Here is an 18,143-nt window from a genome sequence, read left to right on the forward strand (position 1 = left end):
AGCCCCCATGACCGCAGCCGTCTCCTTCTCGAAGGTCTCGCGCCATTTCGGCAGCGTGAAAGCCGTCGACAGCGTCGACCTAACCGTAGAGCCCGGCGAATTCTTCGCCATGCTCGGGCCCTCCGGCTCCGGCAAGACGACCTGCCTGCGCCTGATCGCAGGGTTCGAGCAGCCGACGTCAGGCCATATCGAGATCTTCGGCGAGACAGCCGAGGGCGTGCCGCCCTATCGCCGCAACGTCAATACGGTCTTCCAGGACTACGCCCTCTTCCCCCATCTCAACATCCTCGACAACGTCGCCTATGGACTGATGGTCAGGGGCGTCGCCAGGGACGAGCGCCACCGCGAGGCCGAACAGGTGCTGGAGATGGTCAAGCTCCCCGGCTACGGTGCCCGCAAGCCCGGCCAGCTTTCCGGTGGGCAGCGACAGCGCGTGGCCCTCGCCCGCGCCCTGGTCAACAAGCCCAAGGTTCTTCTGCTGGACGAGCCGCTCGGCGCACTCGACCTCAAACTGCGCGAACAGATGCAGGAGGAACTGAAGAGCCTTCAGCGCTCGCTCGGCATCACCTTCGTCTTCGTCACGCATGACCAAGGAGAGGCGCTCTCCATGGCAGACCGTATCGCCGTTTTCAACGAGGGCAGGATCGTCCAGGCGGGCAGCCCGCACGAGATTTACAACCGCCCCCGCACCCGCTTCGTCGCCGATTTCGTGGGGTCCTCCAACGTGATCGCTCCAGACGCGATGAAGGCGCTCGGTGGCGAAGCCCGCTGGACGAGCCTGCGTCCCGAGGCGATCCGCATCGTCCCCGAAGGCGGCATTGAAGCTTCCGTGATTTCCACCAGCTTTCTCGGCGCCTCGACCAAGCTCTTTGTAAAGACTGCTGCGACCGCCCTTACCATCTCTCTGCCCGCCGGCCAGCCGGCACCGCAAGCCGGAGAGAGCATCCGTATCGGCTGGTCGCCGGCCGACCCGCATTACATGGAGGAGGCCGCATGACGGCGATCTCCGCACCCGCCATCACGCCTGGTCGGCAGGGTCCGATCGGGCGGCTCTCGGATCTGTTCTGGCGGCGCCCCAACCTGCTGCTGGTTCTGATGCTGGTGCCGCCCCTGCTCTGGCTCGGCATCATCTATGTCGGCTCGCTGGTGGCACTTCTCCTGCAGAGCTTTTTCTCGATCGATGAATTCTCCGGCCTGATCAACTACGAATTCACCCTCGCCACCTACGCCGAACTGCTGCGCCCGGCCAACTTCGACATCATCCTGCGCACGCTGCTGATGTCCGCCGCCGTCACGCTCGCCTCTGCCATCATCGCCTTTCCGATCGCCTACTATGCCGCCCGTTACGCCAAGGGCCGTTGGAAAGCCGTCTTCTATCTCGGCATCATGCTGCCGCTCTGGTCGAGCTACCTCGTCAAGGTCTATGCCTGGAAGCTGATCCTCGCCAAGGAAGGCATCCTCACCTGGCTCTTCGCCAAGCTGCATCTGACCTGGCTGCTCGACGGCATTCTCGCCATTCCGGTCATCGGCGGCAATTCGCTCTCGATCAGCTACATCGGCACCTTCATCGTCTTCGTCTATGTCTGGCTGCCCTTCATGATCCTCCCGATCCAGGCAGCACTCGAGCGCGTGCCCGGCAACCTGATCGAAGCTTCGGGCGATCTTGGCGCCGATAGCCGCCAGACCTTCCGCCACGTGCTCTTTCCCTTGGCGCTCCCCGGCATCGTCGCCGGCTCGATCTTTACCTTCTCGCTGACCATGGGCGATTACATCATCCCCCAGATCGTCGGCACCTCGCGCCTCTTCATCGGCCAGGCCGTCTATGCCCAGCAGGGTACCGCCGGCAATATCCCGCTCGCTGCCGCCTTCTCGGTCGTGCCGATCGTCATCATGGGCATCTATCTCACCATCGCCAAACGCATGGGGGCCTTCGATGCGCTCTGACCGCTCCCAATCCGCGGGCCTGTCCCTGAAGATTGCCGCAGGCGCCGGCCTCGCCTTCCTGCATCTGCCGATCCTCCTGATCTTCGTCTATGCCTTCACCACGGAGGAAAAGAGCTTCCAGTGGCCGCCGCCGGGCTTCACCACCAAATGGTTTGCCGTGGCCTGGAACCGCCCGGACATCTGGGAAGCGCTGACGTTGTCGGTGAAGGTCGCCAGCATCGCCACTGTGATTGCGCTGGTGCTCGGCACCCTCGCCGCAGCCGCCGTCGCCCGAACGAAATTTTTCGGCAGGGAAGTGATATCGCTGCTCGTCATCCTGCCGATCGCGCTGCCCGGCATCATCACCGGCATCGCGCTGCGCTCGGCCTTTTCGCTGGCGGATATTCCTTTCTCTTTCTGGACGATCATTCTCGGCCACGCCACCTTCTGCGTCGTCGTCGTCTACAACAACGCGGTGGCCCGCTTCCGCCGCACATCCGGCTCGTTGATCGAGGCCTCCATGGATCTCGGCGCCGACGGCTTCCAGACCTTCCGCTTCGTGATCCTGCCGAACATCGCAACGGCGCTTCTCGCTGGCGGCATGCTTGCCTTCGCGCTCTCCTTCGACGAGGTCATCGTCACGACCTTCACCGCCGGCCAGCAATCGACCCTGCCGATCTGGATGCTCGAAGAACTGATCCGCCCCCGCCAGCGACCGGTCACCAATGTGGTGGCGATGGTTGTCGTGATCGTCACGTTCCTGCCGATCCTGGGGGCATATTACCTGACCCGCGATACCGACCAGATCGCGGGGAGCGGCAAGTGAGACAATACCGGGGGTGGCCTCTGCCCCCGGCCGAACAAGACGCAAACCGAGGGAGAACGACTATGGACACCCAGATGCTGATCGGCTCGCAATTCGTCGCCGGCACCGAAACGGAAGAGAAAATCCTGAACCCGAAGACCGGCGAGACCATTCTCGATCTGCCGGAGGCCTCGCTGTCGCAGATCGACTCCGCCGCCGATGCCGCGGAAAAGGCCTTCGACAGCTGGGCCGCGACGACACCGGGTCAGCGGTCTGCCTACCTTCTGCAGATCGCCGATGCGATCGAAAAGGATGCCGATGCCTTTGCGGCGCTCGAAGCACTCAATTGCGGCAAGCCGATCAACGCCGTACGCAACGATGAGATCCCCGCGATCGTCGATTGCTACCGCTTCTTCGCCGGCGCGATCCGCACGCTCCATGCCCCCGTCGCTGCCGAATATCTGCCGGGCTTCACCTCGATGGTCCGCCGCGATCCCGTGGGCGTCATCGGTTCGATCGCCCCCTGGAACTACCCGCTGATGATGATGGCCTGGAAGCTCGCACCCGCGATCGCCGCCGGCAACACGGTCGTCTTCAAGCCGTCGGAGCAGACGCCGCTCACCGCCCTCAAGATGGCGAAACTGATGGCCGACATCCTGCCGGAGGGCGTCGTCAACGTCGTGCTGGGCCGCGGCGAAAGCGTCGGCAACGCCATCATCAACCACCCGAAGATCTCGATGGTCTCGATCACCGGCGACATCGCCACCGGCAAGAAGGTTCTGGCCGCCGCCTCGAAGACGGTGAAGCGCACCCATCTCGAACTCGGCGGCAAGGCCCCCGTGATCATCTACGACGATGCCGACATCGACGCGGTCGTCTCGGCGATCCGCACCTTCGGCTACTACAATGCCGGGCAGGACTGCACCGCAGCCTGCCGCATCTATGCCGCCGACAAGGTCTACGAGAGGTTCGTCGCGGACCTCGCGTCTGCCGTCTCGACGTTGAAGTACAACCAGGCAGACGATACTGAAAACGAGATCGGCCCGCTGATTTCCAAGCGCCAGCGAGACCGGGTCGAAAGCTTCGTCACCCGCGCCGCCGAGCACAAGCACATGCAGGTCGTCGCCGGCGGTAAGCTGGGATCGGACAAGGGCTTCTTCTACGCCCCGACCGTGATCGCCGGCGCAACGCAGGACGACGAGATCGTCCGGCGCGAGGTCTTCGGCCCGGTCGTCTCCGTCACCCGGTTCTCCGATGTCGACCAGGCCGTCACCTGGGCCAACGACAGCGACTACGGTCTGGCATCCTCCGTCTGGACCAAGGACATCTCGCGCGCCATGCAGACGGCGGCGAAGCTCCGCTACGGCTGCACCTGGATCAACACCCACTTCATGCTCTGCAATGAAATGCCCCACGGCGGCATGAAGCAATCCGGCTACGGCAAGGACATGTCCGTATACGCCCTGGAAGACTACACCGCGGTCCGCCACGTGATGATCGCGCACTGAGATCATCTGCATAGTTCATGAAAGGCCCTCCGGGGCCTTTCTTCGTTTTGCCCGGCGCGCCTCAGCATCGCATTTACCTTTGCGGTCGATAATCCGTGAGCCCCTCGGGCGGATCGTTTATGCTCCGTCCGATCAACGGAGTTTTCCATGCGCCTTCTCGCCACGCTGATGCTAGTGACGACCGCCCTCGCCGCGCCAATGACACACGCGCAGGAGCCTTATGTGGTGCCGGCACCCGATATCTACGGCAACTCGACCGACGACGCCGCGATCCGGCATATCCTCGGCCTTACGCCCGGACAGACGCTCAATATCTGGTCCGGACCCGGAAACACGTTCCGTGTCATCGGCGTGCTGGAAGAAGGCGCGCCGGTCCGCAATCTCGGCTGCCGCGAACGCGACGGCGGCTACTGGTGCCGCGTCTCCACCTATGACCGCCCGCGCATCAGCGGATGGGTCAATGGCCGCTATGTCTCGGACGAATATGTCGATCCGGGTCCGGGCGGCACCTATCCGCCACCGGACGATGGCCGCTATCCGGAACCCTATCAGCCACCGGTGATGCCGGGACGGTATGATCAGGTCGGCAACGTCAACTGCCGTTTCGATCCCGACCCGCGCCTCTTCCGCTGCCGCTTCGGCCTTCAGCGACAGGGCACGACAGCGCTCATCGACATCCAGACGCCGCAGGGCTTCACCCGCCAGCTGCAATACCGCGCCGGCCGCTTCCAGAGCACCGACGGCACGGAAGTCCGCTCCCGCAAACAGGGCGGCGACGCCGTCGTCACGGTCGGCGGTTACGAGACGTACTTCGTACCGGATGACGTCGTGCTGGACTGGTAACCGGCTCAAATGGAAACGACGCCTCACCGGGTGGTGAGACGCCGCATCGACTAAAGGTTCCGAAAGATCAGACGGCAAGCGCCTTGGCGATCTGACCGCGCAGCGTATCCATGTCCTTGGCAAAGCCCCGGATACCCTCTGCGAGCTTTTCAGTCGCCATGGCGTCCTGGTTCATCGCCCAGCGGAACGTCTTTTCATCAAGAGAAACCAGCGGCTCGGCGGATGCCTTTTCCGGCGACAAGACGCGCGGCAGGTTGCCTTCGGCGGCATTCAGTTCGTCGAGCAGGTTCGGCGCAATCGTCAGGCGGTCGCAGCCGGCCAGTGCCTCGATCTCTCCGGCATTGCGGAAGGAAGCGCCCATGACGATCGTCTCAATGCCATTGGCCTTGTAGTAATTGTAGATCGAACGGACCGAAAGCACGCCCGGATCGGTCTCCGACGTATAATTCTCACCGGTCGACTTCTTGTACCAGTCGAGAATACGCCCGACGAAGGGCGAGATCAGGAACACCTTGGCTTCCGCGCAAGCGATCGCCTGGGCCTTGGAGAACAGAAGCGTCAGGTTGCAGTCGATGCCTTCGCTCTGCAGAACTTCGGCCGCGCGAATGCCTTCCCATGTGGAGGCGAGCTTGATCAGGATGCGGTCCCGCTCGATGCCACGTTCCTTGTAGCCGGCGATGATCCCATGAGCCTTCGCGATCGACGCCTTGGTGTCGAAGGACAGGTCGGCGTCCACTTCGGTCGAGACTCGTCCCGGCACCAATTCAGCAAGTGCCGCACCGACAGAAATCGCCAGACGGTCTGCGATGGCGCCGATAACGGCCTCTTGGTCGCCACCCTTGGCCTTGCCCCAGGCGATTGCTTCTTTGAAGGCATCTGCGAAAGCGTCGGTGCCAAGCGCCTTGAGAACGATCGAGGGGTTGGTCGTGCAGTCGACGGGCTTGAGGCGGCGGACGGCTTCGATGTCGCCCGTGTCGGCGACAACAGTCGTCATGGCGCGAAGCTGTTCGAGTTTGGAGGTCATTGGGAGGATCCTTCGGGTGACGTCTGTGACCTGCAGGCACGGGGATCATCCCCACGCCTGAATTGCCCCGACTATCGCCATCACCCTTGGACGAAGTCAAGACATTTGTCTGCATCATTTGACATAAGTTTCAAGTCGGCCGATAGTTCCAGCTGATGTGGATTCACTGTACGGAACCTACTTGGCCAAACTTCGGCGCGATACCAACACCACCTATACCGAGGCGTCCTCGCTGAGGCTGCGGGCGGCGTGGCTCTATTACAACGAGGGCATGACCCAGAAGGACGTCGCAGACCGGCTGGGGATCAGCCGCTCCACCGTCATCCGCATGCTCGACGAGGCGCTGAGGCGGGCCGAGGTGCAGATCTGGATCAGCGACGATATCGGTGACTGCGTCGAGCTCTCCTTGAAGCTGGAAAAGGCGTTCGGTCTCGACGAGGCCGTCGTCGTCCCCACCCCTGAAAAGCAGGATGCGGCCGCGCTGGCCAAAGCTGTCGGTTTGGCGCTCGGCCAGTTCCTCACCGAGGTCGTCAGCGACGACATGACGATCGGCGTCGGCTGGGGCCGCACCATGACAGCCTCGCTGTCCGGCTTCCGCCCGCCGCGCCGGGAAAACTGCAAGGTTGTCTCGCTTCTGGGCGGCATCGTGGCCGTGCACCAGACCAACCCGATCGACTACACCTGGCGGCTCGCAAGCCAACTGGGCGCCGAATGCTACATGTTCCTCGCCCCGCTTCTGGTCGACAGCGTCGCCACCAAGCGCGCCCTCATCGACCAGTGTGGCCTGAAGACCATCTACGATCTGGCCGAAGAGCTCGATCTAGCGATCGTTTCCTGCGGCGATATCGGCCCACATTCCACATCGCTGTCGGAAGGCTTCATCAGCAACAGGACGCTGAAGGAACTGATTGCCGCCGGCTGCGTCTGCGACACGATGTTCAATTTCCTCGACGCCGAAGGCCGCGCGGTCGATCATGAAATCAACGAGCGGGTGATGTCCGTCGACCTCGATACGCTGAGGAAAGCCCGCCACATCGTCATCGCCTCCGGCGGCGCCCATCGCGCCATCCCGATCCACGCCACGATGAAACGCATCGGCTGTAACACGCTGATCACCGACGAGGCGGCGGCGAGGGAGTTGTTGAGGCTGGCGGAGTAACGGAAAGCGTTAAACCCGTCGAGTCGAGCCCATCATTCGTCGGGCCACAGTCTCGCCCCATGCTGAACGAAAAGGACTTCGATGCTGTCATCTCGAACACGATAGGCCACGACGTAGGGAGTGCCGGGCAAGACCAGCTCTCTCGTCCCGGGAATATCCCCTCTTCGACCTATAAAAGGATTGTCGAGGAGAAGTTGACCGGTCTTGCTGTGGATTTCATTGACGATACGATAGGCCGCGCTCGGGTTTCGATCCCCGATATAATCTCCAATAGCCGCCAGTTCCCCTAGATATCGCCGCGTCCAGACGACTTTCATTGTCGTCAGGAACCGGAGTACCGGTTCAGAACCAAAGCGATCTCTTCATCAGAAGCAAACTCTCCATTATCTGCCTCATCAACACCGGCCTGCACCCCCGCGATCCATCTTTCCTGCCATGCGAGAGACCGGCCGTGAGCCAGCGCATCCTCGATAATCTGTCGGCGGGTCAACTGGGCACGTTCGGCCAGAAGGTCGATTCGACGATCTATATCTTCAGAGAGTTCTACTCGATCTTTCATGACCTGATATTCTCATATTGAAGCGAGGTCAGCAACCTCACCCCTGCCCCGCCTCCCAGCCCAACATCGCCCGCTTGCGCGTCAGCCCCCAGTGATAGCCAGTCAGCGCGCCGCTCTTGCCGACGGCGCGGTGGCACGGCACGACGAAGGACACGGGGTTCCGGCCGACAGCGGCTCCCACGGCCCGGCTGGCCGTCGGCTGACCGATCTTCATGGCGATGTCGGAATAGGTGACGGCCTTGCCGAGCGGGATGCGCAGCAACTGCTCCCACACCCGAAGCTGAAAATCAGTACCGATCATGACTACCCGCAGGGGCTGGTCGCACGACCATTGCGATGGATCGAAGACACGCGTGGCGTAGGGCGCGGTCGCCTCCTGGTCGGCGACATAGGTGGCAGCGGGCCAACGGGAGGTCATGTCGGCAAGCGCCTCGGGCTCCCTTCCCGGATCCGCGAACGCGAGCCCGGCCAGCCCGCGATCGGTCACCATGACAAGCGCGACACCGAAGGGCGACGGATGGAATCCGTAGCGAATCGTTAGCCCCTCTCCCTTGGCTTTCCACTCACCGGGGCTCATCGCCTCGTGCGTGACGAAAAGGTCGTGCAATCGGCCGGGACCGGACAAACCCAGTTCCAGGGACGCCTCAAGCAAGGGCATGCCCTCCGCTCCCAACAATCGCTTTGCGTGGTCGAGCGTCACGGCCTGCAGAAAGGCCTTGGGCGACAGACCTGCCCACCGGGTAAAGACCTTTTGCAACTGCGTCGGCGACTGCCCGAGCCGGGCTGCGATCGTCTCCAGCGACGGCTGCTCCCGGTAATCGAGCGTCAGCATCTCGATGACTTGCCGCACGGTGTCGTAGTCCGAACCTTCAGGCGTGATGTCGATGGTCGTCGAAAGATCGATATGCTGTGCGAGCGTCATGGCAAAGTCCTCTTGATGACGCGGATTTCACCATGCCCGACGGGCGGAAACCACCCGATTCTTGCATATCTAGAGAAAAGCCCTGCCGAACTAGATCCGGCGCTTCGCCGTCGCCAGCGCGCCCTTGAACGCCCGGGCGAAACTCTCTCGGTCGTCCGGGTTGAGAAACGACCCGATATCTGTCCGCCGTCCCTCGCCCGCCACCGCCATCGAGACGATGCCGATCTCGCTGTGTCGCTTGACGAAGAAACGCGCCCAGAACGGATTGAAGCGATGCTCGGTCATGCGGCCCGAGGGCGAGAATTTGCGAATGGAAAGATTGGTGCGCGACACCTCGACCTCTTCGCGCGCCCGTGCGGCACGGTAGTTCAGCCAGAAGGCACCATAGAGCAGGATGAAATCGAGGCCGAAGAACAGCCCGATCGGCCAGGCGCCTGTGGCAAGGAAAAATCCGCCCTGCACGGCGCAGAGCGCGCCTGTCAGCAGGATCAGGATACGGAAGCCTTTGCGGCCCAGGGAACGGTATGGCACGAGTTCCGCGAGGAAGATCGGCTTTTCATCCGCCCTGACGAGATTGCCTTCGCTCATTTTTCCAATCTATAGATCGAGGATGACGAGTCCCAAGCCGAAATCCAGCACCCAAAACTTGAAAAAGTCAATTCCGGCCCCGGCGCGCCGAAAGCCCGCGTTCCGGTCCGCCTATACGAAGGCGGAGCTGGAAGAGATCTTCCGCCGCTTTTCGATCCAGAGACCGGAACCGAAGGGCGAACTGGAACATGTGAACCCGTTCACCCTGGTTGTGGCGGTAGCGCTCTCCGCGCAAGCCACAGACGCCGGCGTAAATAAGGCGACGCGGGCGCTGTTCAAGGTGGCGGACACGCCGCAAAAGATGCTTGAACTCGGTGAGGAGAAGGTCCGCGACTATATCAAGACCATCGGCCTCTACCGCAACAAGGCGAAGAACGTCATAGCGCTCAGCCGGATGCTGGTCGACGACTTCGGCGGTGAGGTGCCGAAGACCCGCGAGGAACTCGTGCGCCTCCCCGGCGTCGGCCGCAAGACCGCCAACGTCGTCATGTCCATGGCCTTCGGCATCCCGACCATCGCCGTTGACACTCACATCTTCCGCATCGGAAACCGCATCCGGCTTGCACCGGGAAAGACGCCGGACGAGGTGGAGGAGAAGCTCGAGAAGGTCATCCCGAAGCACTACCTCTACCACGCCCATCACTGGCTAATCCTGCACGGGCGCTACTGTTGCAAGGCGCGGCGTCCCGAATGCGAACGCTGCGTCATCGCCGATATCTGCAAGTCGCCGGAAAAGTCCTGCGACGTGCCAGCCCCGCTCGTCGAACTGCCGCCGCAGATGATCGGCGCAGCCGACTAGCCGTCGGTGGTCACGGCCGGGTCGCCGGCAGGCCGTCGACCAGGGTCCGGATGGCAATCTCGTACTCGATCCGCCGCCCGCCGGCATGGATTTCTAGCGCTGCCCTGTCGAAGGCGGACGACAGTAGCACCGTCAGCGCATCGAGCCCCTTCAGCGAACCGCCCGCCTCCTCCAGATAGGCTTTGAGGCCCTCTTTCAAGCGAGCTTCGGACTGCTCCGAGTCGATTTCCGCCAGGGCTCCGATCCCAAGAACCGCGGGCGCCTCCAGCAACATCAGGCGCGTGCGGCCCGGTTCTCCCATCGCATCGAAGTAAGCCTTCGCGCCAAGCAGCAGGGCTTCGCGCGCGGTGGCGGTCTCGGCCGATTTCGCCTCGATCATAGCCGCGACGGCCTCCGCTTCGGCCTCGACAACCGCCTGGAACAGCGCCTTCTTGTCCTCGAAATGATGATAGAGGGCCCCGCGCGTCACCCCGGCCGCCGACACGATATCTGGCGTCGCGGTATCGGCATACCCCTTCTCGGCGAACAGTGTCCTCGCCGCCGCGACCAGCGCCTGCCGCGTCTGTTCCATGCGCTCGCGTGTGTTTCTCGCCATACGATCCTCTTTACATACATTCTGCATGTATGTTAACTGTCCGAATAGATACATGCAGAATGTATGTTAGTTCGCGATGGAGGGAAAGCGATGAAAACGACCAGCTACTATCCGGTCATCATGACCGACAGGGTCGCGGAAACGGCAACGTTCTATTGCCGGCATTTCCGCTTCGAACCTCTGTTTGAAAGCGACTGGTACGTCCATCTGCAATCGGCGGAGGATGAGAAAGTCACGCTGGCGATCCTCGATCGGTCGCATGAAACGGTGCCCGTGCAGGCACGGACCGGCGTTGCCGGCCTCATCCTGAACTTCGAGGTGGAAGACCCGGACTTGGTCTACCAGGATTGCAAGCGCGCTGGCCTGCCTATCCTCAAGGATTTGACGGACGAGGACTTCGGCCAACGGCACTTCATCACCGCCGACCCGAACGGCGTGCTCATCGACGTCATCAAGCCGATTCCGCCGAGCGCGGAGTTCGCGGCAATGTACGACGCGGCCGCCTTGCCGACCTGATCAGACCGAGGGCACCGGCTTCCGGGCCGACAGCATCTTGTGCAGATGCACCATGAAGCTCGCTGCGAAGAGCGGCGTCAGCAGGTTGACGATCGGGATCGCCAGAAACCCAGCGATAACCAATCCGCCGACGAACACGGTACCCGAATTCTCAGCCCGGAATCGCCGCGCCTCATCGGTCGAGCGGAACCGCATCGCAGCGAATTCGAAGAACTCGCGACCGAGCAGATAACCGTTCACCAGAAAGAAGGCGATGATGTTGATGCCAGGCACGAAAAGCAGGAAGAGCGCGACGAGGTTGCCGAGAATGACGACGCCGAAAAATTTCAGCGAGGCGAGGATCGCCTCGCCCATCGGCATGGCCTTGCCCGGAGGATCGGACGGATAGTCCCGCTTCTCGATCACCTCGGCGACATCGTCAAGGAAGAGACCGGCGATGATCGCGCTGACTGAGGACAGCAGCAGTGCCAGGGCCAGGGCGAGACCGATGCTCGCGAAGATGCCGAAGACGAAGGCAAGCCAGCCGGCCCACTCGGGAAGCTCGGGAAAGAAGGCCTGAATCCACGGCACCACGAAGGCAATGAAGGCCTCGCGGAAGGCAAGCCACAGACCGGCAAGCACCAGCGCCGTCAACCCCAGCACCTTCCAGAAGACGGACCGTGTTTCCGGCGCAAAGAGATTGCGCAGTGCCAATCCGGCGGCATCAAAAATCATCGCAGCCTCGTAAGTTTATGCCAGCCGCATGTAGGAAGACCGCCAACGGCTCGCAAGACGGCGATCCCGCCAGCAACTCAGCCGAGCCGATAGAGTTCCGTCCGGCGCTCCTCAAGATAGGGGTTCTGGCGGCGGCATTCGTCGTAGCCGGCTGGGTCGATGTCGGCGACCAGCAGGGTTTCACCGAGACCAGCCCGCGCGATCTCGTCGCCATCAGGACCGACGATGACGGAGCGCCCGCAATACCCGGTCTCGCCTTCCGCGCCGCAAAGGTCGGCGTAGAGAATGAAGATACCGTTCTCGAGCGCCCGTGTCGGCACGACCTGCTCGGCGATGCGGCGGCTGATCTCGCCAACCGGCAGCGCGGTCGGAACGAGCAGTAGTTCCGCACCGGCGAGCGCGGCGGTGCGCACATATTCCGGAAATTCGACATCGTAGCAGATGATCATCGCCGTCTTCATTCCGAGGAGATCGAAGACCACCGGCTGCTCCGATCCAGGCCGGAAGGCGGCGCGCTCCGCCGGTCCGTAGAGATGGCCCTTGCGGTAGAACTCATTGGTGCCGTCAGGGCGAACCAGAACCGAGGAATTATAGACCACCTCTCCGTCGCGCTCCGGAAAGCCGACGCAGATCGCGATTCCGGTGTCAGAGGCGAGCCGCGACAGGGTCTCGACCGTTTTCCCGTCACGTCCCTCGGCCACGGCTTCGAACTGTTTTCCAAGAGCGTAGCCGCTGGTCGCAAGTTCCGGCGCTATCAGAAGCGTCGCCCCCATCGCCGACGCTGCCTTCGCGGCTTGGCCGATCTTTTCGAGATTGGCGGCGACATCACCTGAAACAGGCTGCATCTGGAGAAGGGAAACGCGCATGAAACGACTCCTGGCTTGCCCCCGGGTCATCCGTAGGAGACCGACGGCGGCAGAACAACGCCCGTGAAAAGGGCAGATTTCACCCTGCGACCAAGGCGACCGGGACGGCATTCATCCCGCGAGAACCCGCGCAGAGGCTGTCACGTTCTAGCATGCCGAAGAGGAAAAGACAGGGCGCAGCGCCAGCCTCAAACCTGAACGAGATGACCGTCCGATACCTCGCGGTAGATCCGCTTTGGCGGCGTGTAGCCGACCGGCCGAACCGGGCTCTTGATCTCGTCGGTCGACACCATCCGCTTGATGTTGCGCCGCGCCGGATCGGGCACGGGAACCGCCGCCATGAGCTTTTTCGTGTACGGATGCTGCGGATTGTCGAACACGGCCTGGCGCGGACCGATCTCGACGATCTCACCGAGATACATGACGGCGACGCGGTGCGAGACGCGCTCCACCACGGCCATATCGTGACTGATGAACAGATAGGCCAGATTGAAGCTCTGCTGCAGGTCGAGCAACAGGTTGCACACCTGCGCTTTGATCGACACGTCAAGCGCGGACACCGCCTCGTCGGCAACGATCACCTTAGGGTCGAGCATCAGCGACCGCGCGATCGCGATACGCTGCCGTTGGCCACCCGAAAACTCGTGCGGAAAACGGCGCATCATGTCCGCCTTGAGCCCGACGCGCTCCAAGAGGTCGGCCGCCTTTTCCCTGGCCTGCGCCTTGGTGCCCAGGCCATGCTCGATATAAGGCTCCATCACGGCCGAACCGACGGACATGCGCGGATCGAGACTGGCGAACGGGTCCTGGAAGACCATCTGGATGCTGCGTCGCATCTTGCGCAATGAAGACCTGTCGAGGCTTCTCACATTGTAGCCGTCGAGCGAGATTTCTCCCGCTGTCGGCTCGACAAGCCGTGTGATCGAGCGCCCCGTGGTCGACTTGCCGCAACCGGATTCGCCCACCAGAGAGAGAGTTTCGCCGGGCTTCAGGTCGAAGGACACATCCTCCACCGCATGCACGGCGCCGCTCTGGCGACCCAGCAGGCCGGAATGGATGTTGAAGCGCGTCGTCAGGTTCTTCACCTCCAGCACCGGCCGTTCGCCGGCGGCGGGCAAGGTACCGTCTTCTTCGGGACGCGTCGTCTCGCCAGTGGCAATGTCGATGACGGGAAAGAGGCGGGGACGCTCAAGGCCCGACATCGACCCCAGGCGCGGAACCGCGGACAACAGAGCCCGCGTATAGGGATGTTTTCCCCGGTTGAAGATATCGTCGGTCGGACCCGCCTCGACCGCATCGCCCCGGAACATCACGATCGTGCGATCCGACACCTCGGCCACCACGCCCATGTCGTGCGTGATGAAGAGAACCGCCATGCCCTCCTCTTCCTGCAGCACCTTGATGAGGTCGAGAATCTGGCCTTGAATGGTCACATCGAGCGCCGTCGTCGGTTCGTCGGCGATCAGCAGTTTGGGCTTCGAGGCGAGCGCCATCGCGATCATCACCCGCTGGCGCATGCCGCCGGAAAACTGGTGCGGATATTCATCGAACCGGTTCTTTGCGTTCGGAATGCGAACCTTTTCGAGCAGCCGGATGACCTCGGCCTTGGCTTCGGCTTTCGAAATATCCCGATGGCACGTGATTGCTTCGGCGATCTGCTTTCCGATTGGAAAGATCGGGTTGAGCGAGGTCATCGGCTCCTGGAAGATCATCGAGATGTCGTTGCCGCGAACACGGCGCATTTCCTCGTCACCGAGGGTGAGCAGGTTGCGGTCTCCCAGCCAGACCTTGCCCTCGATCCGGCTCGCATATTTGGGAAGCAACCGCATGATCGAGAGGGAGGTCACGCTCTTGCCCGATCCGGACTCGCCGACGATCGCGACCGTTTCCCGCGGAGCGATCTCGAAGCTGACATTGTTGACGACCGAGCGCCACTCGCCGCCCACATTGAAGGATGTCGTCAGGTTCTCGACCCTTAGCACCGGCTCGCGCGAGGTGGCTGACACATGATTGCTGACGGTGGAATTCTCCATCTCGTTCCCCTCTGCAAGAAGCCTCTGCGGCGTCGCGGACATCAGGCCGCGAGTGCCGTCTCCGCCAGCGTGACCCAGTAGCTGATGCCATAAGGAATGGCTTCGTCGTTGAAGTCGTACTTCGAATTGTGCAGGTTCGCCGTGTTGCCGTTGCCGATGAACACGAACGAACCCGGCCGGCTTTCCAGCATGTAGGAAAAGTCTTCCGCGCCCATCGCCGGCGGGAACTCGTCGCTGACCGCCTTGTCGCCAGCGACCTTGCGCATGACGTCGAGGGCGAAGGCCGTTTCGTTCTCGTGGTTGAAGGTGACGGGATAGCCGCGGCCGTATTTCACCTCGGCCGACGCCCCAAGGGCCGTCGCCACGCCTGTGGCCACCGCATGAATGCGGCTTTCGGCCATGTCGCGAAGCTCCGGCATCAGGGTCCGGACGGTTCCCGAGAGGGTTACCGTATCGGGAATGACGTTGTACGCGTCGCCGCCATGGATTTTCGTGACCGTCACGACAACCGAACTCAACGGATCGGTTTCCCGCGCCGCGATCGATTGCAGCGCGACCACGACCTGGGCTGCAGCCAGCACCGGGTCGATGCTCTTGTGCGGCTGTGCCGCGTGACCGCTGCGGCCTCTTATGACGATGTCGAACTGGTCGGCCGCCGCCATCACCGAACCCTTGCGGGTCGCGAAGGTGCCGACCGCCATGCCCGGATGATTGTGCATGCCGTAGACTTCGCTGATGCCGAACTTCTCCATCATGCCGTCCTTGATCATGGCGAGCGCTCCGCCGCCACCTTCTTCGGCCGGCTGGAAGATCACCGCGATCGAACCACGGAAGTTGCGGGTCTCCGCCAGGTACTTGGCCGCACCCAGCAGCATTGAGGTATGTCCGTCGTGCCCGCAGGCATGCATCTTGCCGGGCGTCTTCGAGGCCCATTCCACACCGCTCTGCTCATGGATCGGCAGGGCGTCCATGTCGGCGCGAAAGCCAATCACCGGACCGTCGCCGCGACTTCCCTTGATGATCCCGACAACGCCCGTCCGACCAATCCCGGTCTCCACGACATCGCAGCCGAACTCCTTCAGCTTCTGCGCCACGAAGGCGGCGGTGTTGTGCACTTCGTACAGAATCTCGGGATTTTCATGGAGATGGCGACGCCATGAAGCGACCTCCGGCTGAAGTTCGCTGGCGCGGTTCAGAAGCGGCATGAAAGGACCCCTGTTTATCGTTCCCACTTGTTTTTCGCGTGATACTGCGCTTGTCCAAAGCGCTTTTGCAAGCGCCAATTTTCCAGCTTGAACGGAAAATAGCCGTATGCTTAGATGGCCTAAATTTTGATCGGCTACCCCATCGCGATCAACCTGGAGACGATGGAAACCGAATATCAGCGGAGGTACGCAAATCAAAATTTCGTTTTAAGGTCAGCGCCTTATTCAAAGCGACCTTGAACACCGGCATCTCACGAAGCATGCCGGCCTGCACACGCAGAAGAAGCTCCACCAAAAAATCAATAAAGGGGAACTGAACATGAAAAACTTCCGTATTCTGCTGGCCACGTCGGCCGCCGCGATCGCCCTTGCGGGCACGCCGGCGCTTGCCGAGCGCGGCACCGACGGCGACCTGAAAATCCTGTTCTGGCAGGCGGTCTCCACCATGAATCCGTATCTGTCGGGCGGCACCAAGGAGGTGTATGCCGCATCGATGGTCATTGAGCCGCTCGCCCGTTACGACGAAACCGGCGCGCTTGTTGCGATGCTCGCCGCCGACATTCCGACGGTTGAGAACGGCGGTGTCGCCGAAGACCTCAAGAGCATCACCTGGAAGCTGAAGCCCGACCTGAAGTGGTCGGACGGCACGCCTGTTACCGCCGACGACGCCATCTTCACCTGGAAGTATTGCACGGCACCGGACGGCGGCTGCGCCCAGGGCGCCTATTTCGAAGGCGTGACGAATGTCGAGGCCGTCGATCCCTCGACGATCAAGGTTTCCTTCGCCGAGCCGAAGCCCTACCCCTACAGCGCCTTCGTTGGTGCCCAGTCACCCATCATCCAGGCCGCCCAGTTCAAGGACTGCATGGGTGCGAAGGCCCCGGAATGCACCTCGGCGAACTTCGGTCCGATCGGCACCGGCCCCTTCGTCGTCAAGGAATTCAAGCCGAACGACGTGATCTCCTTCGAAGCCAATCCGAACTATCGCGATCCGGCAAAGCCTGCCTTTGCGACCGCCACGCTGAAGGGCGGCGGCGATGCTGCTTCGGCCGCGCGCGCCGTTCTCGAAACCGGCGAATTCGACTACGCCTGGAACATGCAGGTCGAGCCGGAAATCCTGGCGACGATGGTTGCCGCTGGCAAGGGCGAACTCGTGACCGCCTTCGGCACGCAGGTCGAACGTATCGACCTCAACCACTTCGCCGTCGATGCCTCGCTCGGCGACAAGCGCTCGACCAAGGAAGCCGGCCCGCATCCGGCGCTCACGGATCCGGCCGTCGCCAAGGCGCTTTCTCTCGCCATCGACCGTGAGGTCATCGACGAAGTAGGCTACGGTGAAGCCGGCCAGCCGACCTGCAACATCCTGCCTGCTCCGGATATCTACAAGTCAACCAATGTCGACTGGTGCCTGAAGACCGATGTCGACGCCGCCAACAAGCTGCTCGACGATGCCGGCTGGGTGATGGGGTCCGACGGCGTGCGCGAGAAGGACGGCTACAAGCTCTCCTTCCTCTACCAGACCTCGACCAACTCGGTTCGCCAGGCAACACAGGCGCTCGTCAAGGACATGTGGGCCCAGATCGGCGTTCAGGTCGAGCTGCGCAACATCGCCGCCAACGTCTTCTTCGGCGGTGACCCGGCTTCTCCGGACACCTTCCAGAAGTTCTACGCCGACGTGCAGATGTACACCAACAACTTCGACGGCACCGATCCCGAGAAGTACATGGCAGGCTGGATGTGCGACAAGATCCCGTCTCCGGCCAATGGCTGGCAGGGCGAGAACATCGTTCGCTATTGCAATCCGGAATACGACAAACTGGTCGCTGAACTCGGGAAAACCGCAAAGCTGGAAGATCGTGCTGCGATCGCCATCAAGCTCAACGACATGCTGACGGACGAATTCGCACAGATCCCGCTGATCCACCGCGGTAGCGTATCGTCCCACTCGGTCACCCTCGACGGCGTCAAGATGAACGCCTGGGATTCCGAACTCTGGAACGTCGCCGACTGGTCGCGCAAGAAGTAATGCCGCCTCGCCGGGCCTGTGCTTGCCACAGGCCCGGCGAACGCATGTCTTCGTGACA

At 62.2% G+C, this 18,143-nt stretch carries 19 protein-coding genes; 9 read left to right on the top strand and 10 right to left on the bottom strand.

Annotated elements, in window-relative coordinates:
- Positions 1 to 7: 7 nt before the first annotated feature.
- The 5 genes from J5J09_RS20215 (at position 8) to J5J09_RS20235 (ending at position 5,079) form a co-directional block, all read left to right on the top strand.
- On the top strand, positions 8 to 997 hold the full coding sequence (locus tag J5J09_RS20215; protein ID WP_208554030.1) for an ABC transporter ATP-binding protein: 990 nt from the start codon (positions 8 to 10) through the stop codon (positions 995 to 997).
- The gene (locus J5J09_RS20220) at positions 994 to 1,944 is read left to right on the top strand and encodes an ABC transporter permease (protein WP_208554031.1); all 951 of its coding nucleotides are present in this window, start codon (positions 994 to 996) and stop codon (positions 1,942 to 1,944) included. The genes J5J09_RS20215 and J5J09_RS20220 overlap by 4 nt, the downstream gene beginning before the upstream one ends.
- Positions 1,934 to 2,749, top strand: a complete 816-nt coding sequence (locus tag J5J09_RS20225) for an ABC transporter permease (RefSeq protein ID WP_208554032.1) — start codon at positions 1,934 to 1,936, stop codon at positions 2,747 to 2,749. Before J5J09_RS20220 ends, J5J09_RS20225 begins: the two co-directional genes overlap by 11 nt.
- A gap of 62 nt (positions 2,750 to 2,811) precedes the next feature.
- Positions 2,812 to 4,236, top strand: coding sequence for a gamma-aminobutyraldehyde dehydrogenase (locus tag J5J09_RS20230; protein ID WP_208554033.1), 1,425 nt, complete (start codon positions 2,812 to 2,814; stop codon positions 4,234 to 4,236).
- 147 nt (positions 4,237 to 4,383) lie between these two features.
- Positions 4,384 to 5,079 carry an SH3 domain-containing protein gene (locus tag J5J09_RS20235; RefSeq protein ID WP_208554034.1) on the top strand — a complete coding sequence of 232 codons (696 nt, stop codon included), beginning with the start codon at positions 4,384 to 4,386 and terminating at the stop codon, positions 5,077 to 5,079.
- A gap of 67 nt (positions 5,080 to 5,146) precedes the next feature.
- Here J5J09_RS20235 and tal read toward each other — a convergent pair whose 3' ends face one another.
- Complete coding sequence (tal, locus tag J5J09_RS20240; RefSeq protein ID WP_208554035.1) at positions 5,147 to 6,103, bottom strand: transaldolase; 957 nt, start codon at positions 6,101 to 6,103, stop codon at positions 5,147 to 5,149.
- 181 nt (positions 6,104 to 6,284) lie between these two features.
- On the opposite strand from tal, the gene J5J09_RS20245 reads away from it, so the two are divergent.
- Complete coding sequence (locus tag J5J09_RS20245; RefSeq protein WP_208554036.1) at positions 6,285 to 7,262, top strand: sugar-binding transcriptional regulator; 978 nt, start codon at positions 6,285 to 6,287, stop codon at positions 7,260 to 7,262.
- A gap of 32 nt (positions 7,263 to 7,294) precedes the next feature.
- Here the strand turns inward: J5J09_RS20245 and J5J09_RS20250 are convergent, their stop codons facing one another.
- From J5J09_RS20250 to J5J09_RS20265, 4 genes are all read right to left on the bottom strand, one after another.
- Positions 7,295 to 7,579: a type II toxin-antitoxin system RelE/ParE family toxin gene (locus J5J09_RS20250; protein WP_208554037.1), complete on the bottom strand. Its 285-nt coding sequence runs from the start codon at positions 7,577 to 7,579 to the stop codon at positions 7,295 to 7,297.
- A 5-nt stretch (positions 7,580 to 7,584) separates the two neighbouring features.
- A complete protein-coding gene (locus tag J5J09_RS20255) occupies positions 7,585 to 7,821 on the bottom strand; it encodes a ribbon-helix-helix protein, CopG family (protein ID WP_208554038.1) in 237 nt (78 codons plus the stop codon).
- 37 nt (positions 7,822 to 7,858) lie between these two features.
- Positions 7,859 to 8,743 carry a bifunctional helix-turn-helix domain-containing protein/methylated-DNA--[protein]-cysteine S-methyltransferase gene (locus J5J09_RS20260; RefSeq protein WP_208554039.1) on the bottom strand — a complete coding sequence of 295 codons (885 nt, stop codon included), beginning with the start codon at positions 8,741 to 8,743 and terminating at the stop codon, positions 7,859 to 7,861.
- 90 nt (positions 8,744 to 8,833) lie between these two features.
- The gene (locus J5J09_RS20265) at positions 8,834 to 9,331 is read right to left on the bottom strand and encodes a DUF2244 domain-containing protein (RefSeq protein WP_208554040.1); all 498 of its coding nucleotides are present in this window, start codon (positions 9,329 to 9,331) and stop codon (positions 8,834 to 8,836) included.
- A 22-nt stretch (positions 9,332 to 9,353) separates the two neighbouring features.
- Between J5J09_RS20265 and nth the strand changes: the two genes are divergently transcribed.
- The gene (nth, locus tag J5J09_RS20270; protein WP_208554041.1) at positions 9,354 to 10,130 is read left to right on the top strand and encodes an endonuclease III; all 777 of its coding nucleotides are present in this window, start codon (positions 9,354 to 9,356) and stop codon (positions 10,128 to 10,130) included.
- 10 nt (positions 10,131 to 10,140) lie between these two features.
- Here nth and J5J09_RS20275 read toward each other — a convergent pair whose 3' ends face one another.
- Positions 10,141 to 10,725: a TetR/AcrR family transcriptional regulator gene (locus tag J5J09_RS20275; RefSeq protein WP_208554042.1), complete on the bottom strand. Its 585-nt coding sequence runs from the start codon at positions 10,723 to 10,725 to the stop codon at positions 10,141 to 10,143.
- A 90-nt stretch (positions 10,726 to 10,815) separates the two neighbouring features.
- Between J5J09_RS20275 and J5J09_RS20280 the strand changes: the two genes are divergently transcribed.
- Positions 10,816 to 11,241 carry a VOC family protein gene (locus J5J09_RS20280; RefSeq protein WP_208554043.1) on the top strand — a complete coding sequence of 142 codons (426 nt, stop codon included), beginning with the start codon at positions 10,816 to 10,818 and terminating at the stop codon, positions 11,239 to 11,241.
- Here J5J09_RS20280 and J5J09_RS20285 read toward each other — a convergent pair whose 3' ends face one another.
- The 4 genes from J5J09_RS20285 to J5J09_RS20300 form a co-directional block, all read right to left on the bottom strand.
- Complete coding sequence (locus tag J5J09_RS20285) at positions 11,242 to 11,955, bottom strand: sulfate transporter family protein (RefSeq protein ID WP_208554044.1); 714 nt, start codon at positions 11,953 to 11,955, stop codon at positions 11,242 to 11,244.
- A 77-nt stretch (positions 11,956 to 12,032) separates the two neighbouring features.
- On the bottom strand, positions 12,033 to 12,821 hold the full coding sequence (locus J5J09_RS20290; RefSeq protein WP_208554045.1) for a carbon-nitrogen hydrolase family protein: 789 nt from the start codon (positions 12,819 to 12,821) through the stop codon (positions 12,033 to 12,035).
- A gap of 188 nt (positions 12,822 to 13,009) precedes the next feature.
- Positions 13,010 to 14,854, bottom strand: a complete 1,845-nt coding sequence (locus J5J09_RS20295; protein ID WP_208554046.1) for an ABC transporter ATP-binding protein — start codon at positions 14,852 to 14,854, stop codon at positions 13,010 to 13,012.
- Between the two features lie 41 nt (positions 14,855 to 14,895).
- Positions 14,896 to 16,059 carry a M20 aminoacylase family protein gene (locus tag J5J09_RS20300; RefSeq protein WP_208554047.1) on the bottom strand — a complete coding sequence of 388 codons (1,164 nt, stop codon included), beginning with the start codon at positions 16,057 to 16,059 and terminating at the stop codon, positions 14,896 to 14,898.
- Positions 16,060 to 16,378: 319 nt separating this feature from the next.
- Between J5J09_RS20300 and J5J09_RS20305 the strand changes: the two genes are divergently transcribed.
- Positions 16,379 to 18,085 carry a peptide ABC transporter substrate-binding protein gene (locus J5J09_RS20305; RefSeq protein ID WP_208554048.1) on the top strand — a complete coding sequence of 569 codons (1,707 nt, stop codon included), beginning with the start codon at positions 16,379 to 16,381 and terminating at the stop codon, positions 18,083 to 18,085.
- Positions 18,086 to 18,143: the final 58 nt, after the last annotated feature.

It is taken from the genome of Ciceribacter sp. L1K22 (genome assembly GCF_017599385.1).
Classification (GTDB): domain Bacteria; phylum Pseudomonadota; class Alphaproteobacteria; order Rhizobiales; family Rhizobiaceae; genus Allorhizobium.

Coding starts and splice junctions, on each gene's coding strand:
- J5J09_RS20290 (WP_208554045.1), bottom strand. CDS start 12,821: ATGCGCGTTTCCCTTCTCCAGATGCAGCCTGTTTCAGGTGATGTCGCC.
- nth (WP_208554041.1), top strand. CDS start 9,354: ATGACGAGTCCCAAGCCGAAATCCAGCACCCAAAACTTGAAAAAGTCA.
- J5J09_RS20275 (WP_208554042.1), bottom strand. CDS start 10,725: ATGGCGAGAAACACACGCGAGCGCATGGAACAGACGCGGCAGGCGCTG.
- tal (WP_208554035.1), bottom strand. CDS start 6,103: ATGACCTCCAAACTCGAACAGCTTCGCGCCATGACGACTGTTGTCGCC.
- J5J09_RS20225 (WP_208554032.1), top strand. CDS start 1,934: ATGCGCTCTGACCGCTCCCAATCCGCGGGCCTGTCCCTGAAGATTGCC.
- J5J09_RS20300 (WP_208554047.1), bottom strand. CDS start 16,059: ATGCCGCTTCTGAACCGCGCCAGCGAACTTCAGCCGGAGGTCGCTTCA.
- J5J09_RS20220 (WP_208554031.1), top strand. CDS start 994: ATGACGGCGATCTCCGCACCCGCCATCACGCCTGGTCGGCAGGGTCCG.
- J5J09_RS20230 (WP_208554033.1), top strand. CDS start 2,812: ATGGACACCCAGATGCTGATCGGCTCGCAATTCGTCGCCGGCACCGAA.
- J5J09_RS20260 (WP_208554039.1), bottom strand. CDS start 8,743: ATGACGCTCGCACAGCATATCGATCTTTCGACGACCATCGACATCACG.
- J5J09_RS20280 (WP_208554043.1), top strand. CDS start 10,816: ATGAAAACGACCAGCTACTATCCGGTCATCATGACCGACAGGGTCGCG.
- J5J09_RS20265 (WP_208554040.1), bottom strand. CDS start 9,331: ATGAGCGAAGGCAATCTCGTCAGGGCGGATGAAAAGCCGATCTTCCTC.
- J5J09_RS20285 (WP_208554044.1), bottom strand. CDS start 11,955: ATGATTTTTGATGCCGCCGGATTGGCACTGCGCAATCTCTTTGCGCCG.
- J5J09_RS20235 (WP_208554034.1), top strand. CDS start 4,384: ATGCGCCTTCTCGCCACGCTGATGCTAGTGACGACCGCCCTCGCCGCG.
- J5J09_RS20305 (WP_208554048.1), top strand. CDS start 16,379: ATGAAAAACTTCCGTATTCTGCTGGCCACGTCGGCCGCCGCGATCGCC.
- J5J09_RS20250 (WP_208554037.1), bottom strand. CDS start 7,579: ATGAAAGTCGTCTGGACGCGGCGATATCTAGGGGAACTGGCGGCTATT.
- J5J09_RS20215 (WP_208554030.1), top strand. CDS start 8: ATGACCGCAGCCGTCTCCTTCTCGAAGGTCTCGCGCCATTTCGGCAGC.
- J5J09_RS20255 (WP_208554038.1), bottom strand. CDS start 7,821: ATGAAAGATCGAGTAGAACTCTCTGAAGATATAGATCGTCGAATCGAC.
- J5J09_RS20295 (WP_208554046.1), bottom strand. CDS start 14,854: ATGGAGAATTCCACCGTCAGCAATCATGTGTCAGCCACCTCGCGCGAG.